This is a genomic window from Marisediminitalea alba, from assembly GCF_002993365.1.
Classification (GTDB): domain Bacteria; phylum Pseudomonadota; class Gammaproteobacteria; order Enterobacterales; family Alteromonadaceae; genus Alteromonas; species Alteromonas alba.
On record NZ_PVNP01000072.1, the window covers coordinates 1 to 3,712 of the forward strand.

At 44.1% G+C, this 3,712-nt stretch carries 3 protein-coding genes; 2 read left to right on the forward strand and 1 reads right to left on the reverse strand.

The window, feature by feature from the left end:
- Nucleotides 1-107: 107 nt before the first annotated feature.
- Together C6Y40_RS08095 and C6Y40_RS08100 are read left to right on the forward strand one after the other, a co-directional pair.
- The gene (locus C6Y40_RS08095) at nt 108-1,229 is read left to right on the forward strand and encodes an ISAs1 family transposase (protein WP_105933256.1); all 1,122 of its coding nucleotides are present in this window, start codon (nt 108-110) and stop codon (nt 1,227-1,229) included.
- A 9-nt stretch (nt 1,230-1,238) separates the two neighbouring features.
- Entirely contained in the window at nt 1,239-3,068 is a 1,830-nt protein-coding gene (locus C6Y40_RS08100; RefSeq protein WP_105934141.1) for a glycosyltransferase, read from the forward strand.
- Here C6Y40_RS08100 and C6Y40_RS08105 read toward each other — a convergent pair.
- Nucleotides 3,059-3,712, reverse strand: a 654-nt coding sequence (locus C6Y40_RS08105) for an IS1634 family transposase (RefSeq protein ID WP_146129520.1), incomplete at its 5' end; no start/stop codon positions are given. The two genes, C6Y40_RS08100 and C6Y40_RS08105, sit on opposite strands and share 10 nt — an antisense overlap.

The following is a 3,712-nucleotide window of genomic DNA, read 5'->3' on the forward strand; positions in this document are numbered from 1 at the left end:
CAGGGTGAGATCGTGAATATTTATTAACCAGTTGGAGGAAACTAAACGATCAGTTTGACGATCCGGTTTAGTCGTGATCTTATACTCTCTTTTTGGGGAGTAAAACCATGTATATCGAAGCCTTCACCACCCACTTTGGGGAATTATCTGACACGCGTCAATCAGCAAAAGTGACCTATCCACTTGAGGATATTTTGTTTATCACCTTATGTGGTGTCGTCGCTGGAGCCGAAGGGTGGAGCGATATCCGGGACTATGCCGACGGTCATATTGGCTGGTTCCAGCAACATGGTTACTTGCGCGATGGCGTCCCCGTTGATGACACTATTGCCCGTACCATTTCGCGTCTCGACCCAGAGCAGTTTAGAGCTTGCTTTATCAACTGGATGCAGGCTGTACATGAAAGCACCGAAGGACAATTGATTGCGATTGACGGTAAAACGCTGCGAAGCTCCTACCAGCGCGGTGACCGCCAATCAACGATACACATGGTCAACGCGTTTGCCTGCACCAATAAAGTCGTTTTAGGTCAGGTTAAAACCTCAGAGAAGTCGAACGAAATTACAGCAATCCCTGAGCTTATTCAGTTACTTGATGTTCAGGACACCTTGGTATCAATTGATGCTATGGGCTGCCAGACCAGCATCGCAGAGCAAATAGTCGAGCAAGGTGGTGATTACCTGTTCACACTCAAAAGCAATCAGGGCAAGCTCTGTAAAGCAGTCGAGGATGCGTTTACTGAGACACGGGAAGCACCACTTGGTGGCTTAACCTTCGAGCAAAAGCGGGGTCGCATAGAAGCCCGGACATACCATGTGTTAAGTGCTGATGAGGTGAGCAAAGCGTTCCCGCAATGGCCTGAGTTAAAGACGCTTGGCATGAGCATGAGCTTCCGCCAACAACAAGGCAAAGCACCTGAACTGACGTATCGCTACCATATCAGCTCCGCACCATTAAGTGAGAAGCAACTAGCCGAAGCAGTACGTTCCCACTGGGCTGTAGAGAACAGCTTACATTGGGTACTGGATGTCAGCATGGGTGAAGACGACTGCCAGATACACCAGAATCACGGTGCCGAAAACTGGTCGATGCTACGCCATTTAGCGCTAAACATGTTGCGGGCAGAGTCATCAAAAGGCAGCATACCCGCCAAGCAAAAACGGGCTTGGATGAAAGCCAGCTATCTGGAAGCTGTGCTAACTGCGGGTTTTAGTGGCATGATTAATTAGTGAGCACTCATGCGGTTGCCCTGTCCTAGATCCTATCTCCATTTAGAACGAATTGAAGACACGTTTTCTCGGCAAGATGCATCATTAGACATTATTGCAATACTACGCCCAATTAGGGACGTAGAACATTCTTGGTATACGCGGGCTAACAACAAAGATGATAATTCATGGGATAGGGGGCAATATGGCGTATTTCCCTATATAGAAATGATGATTCTAGTATGGCGATTGGTTAGCTTAAGAGAGCCAGAACGCTGCCTAATTATTTCATATGAAAGTTTTATTAGTTCATCTGATAGGCGCCTTGTATTAAGTTCATTATGTGATTTTTTGACGCTCAATAGCTCAGCAGAAATGAATTCAATGATGGAACGGAGCTATAAGGAAACTACGGACGTAATTAACAAAGAAAGAGCCCCGCATCCTAACGAGTTCAAAACATCGTCAGTATTTTTTGATAACGTAATTAAAATAGTTAACAATTTGAAAGTAGGCAATTTAAGTGAAATTGTTGAACCGCTGAACGTTGAGTTTAATGCATTACTGGCAGACGAAGTTTTTTTCAATGAAGTTAAGTTATATTTGAAAGCAGTAAGCTGTTCAGATATTGCAGAATATGCAAGAAAGATAAACAAGCATTACTATAATTCTCTCGTTAATTTTGCGCCAAAATTTGCAAGTGAACTCAAAAGTATTGTTGAGGAGGCGGGAGAGTCAGGTGTTCTCTGTGAGCGTTTTTACGATTTTACAGATTTGGTTGGATTTTATTTACATGCTGGGGTTATCACGGGTATACAGCGTGTGCAGTTAGAGGCGTTGCGCGCTGTTGCGATGACAGAAAAAAGCGCTCACCAACTGTCGGCACTATATTACGACAGTCAATACGGCTATGTTGTTGTTTCTCTTCACGAGTTCGTTCTTCTTTTTAAAGAAGACAATGCGTTAACTCAACGACTAAATACATTTAAGTTGAGCATAGCTACCAGGCCAACAGCAAGCTTTTCCGCCAATAGCGTTATCTATTTTCTTGGTGCAACGTGGGGAATTCCAGGTCTTTATAGCGAATTAAAGCGATTAAAAAATGAAGGGGTAAGGTTAGTTTTTTATATGCACGACCTTCTGCCCTTACAAAGCCCTGAATTTTTTGAGGATACTCATTGTTATTCAATAAAGCACTGGTTATTAAATTGTTTGGCGGTGGCCGATGGTTTAATTTGTAATTCAGAGGAAACCAAGCAAGCAGTGCTATCACATACCAACTATCAAAACAGCGTTACGGTAGCAGACCTTAATATTCGGCCCGCATTTCTTTCTCAAGATACTCAACAGTTAGATTTTGATTACATTGAGCAAGTTGGACTAAAACCGCAAGGGTTCGTGTTAATGGTTGGCACCATCGAACCCAGAAAAAATCATTTAACGGCGCTTCACGTTTGGCAAACGTTGTCACAGCGCCTTGGTACTTCTTGCCCTAAATTAGTGATTGTTGGTAAAACAGGGTGGATGGCCAGCGCAAGAGCAGTGACACAAATCATAGAGGCAGAAGGAACTCGATTCAATGTAGTTCATCTTCAAAACGTTAGTGATTCACAATTAAAAGCATTGTATGAAAATTGTCTTTTTTCGCTGTATTTAAGTCGCTGCGAAGGGTGGGGTTTACCTGTAACAGAATCGTTAGCAGCGGGCGCAGTTTGTGTGGTTGGCAAAAATTCCTCTGCAAAAGAAGCAAAACAGAGTTTAACGATAACCGTAGACGAGCGCTCTGAGTCAGAAATACTTAATACCATTTCGAACCTAATTAGCGATAAAGCCGACATTCCGCATCAAATTCAGGAATAAATCTCTTGGTATAATGTGCCAAGTACATCAATGATCACCTGCTGGCGCTCCTGTTTGTCTGTGATTACGGGGGGAGAGTCACCAATGCTGACTTCGTGGATCCCACTAAAACACAGAAATACCCATCGTGCCGTTGGCTTCTGGGACGGTTTCTTTTTCATGTCAGGGAAGTATTGTTGTCTTTCTTTTAATGACGTTCGGATCCGGTGTTCAAGGGCGGCGTATATCATCAGACTGCACGTCATCACCATGAGCAGCGCTTCAATCCTTTCCGGTTTCTTCAGAAACAGTGAGGATGTCAGAAATTCCGGACTTTTGAGAAAACGAAATCCCCGCTCAACATGTTGCTGGGATTTGTAGGTATCTAACACTGTCTGCATACTGAGTTCCCCGCTACAATCATTGGTTGCGAGGATAAACATCCCGGTTTGCGCCTGAGCTATTCCAACTTTATCCAAACAGGTGGCTATCAGCCCATCGAGTTGGTATTCATAGTATGCTGGCTGTTGTCCTTTTTTGGGGCGACCTTTACCTAAGAACACGGGGTGGGCTATACAGTCAAACTCACTGATGCGGGTTGTTTTTAACGTCTTGCTAAAGACTTTCATTGCCGTCTCGGCATCGGTCTGGCAGGCAAAGCGTTG

Bases quoted from the DNA above. Each gene is read 5' to 3' on its own strand.
- C6Y40_RS08100 (WP_105934141.1), top strand. From the start codon at position 1,239: ATGCGGTTGCCCTGTCCTAGATCCTATCTCCATTTAGAACGAATTGAA.
- C6Y40_RS08095 (WP_105933256.1), top strand. From the start codon at position 108: ATGTATATCGAAGCCTTCACCACCCACTTTGGGGAATTATCTGACACG.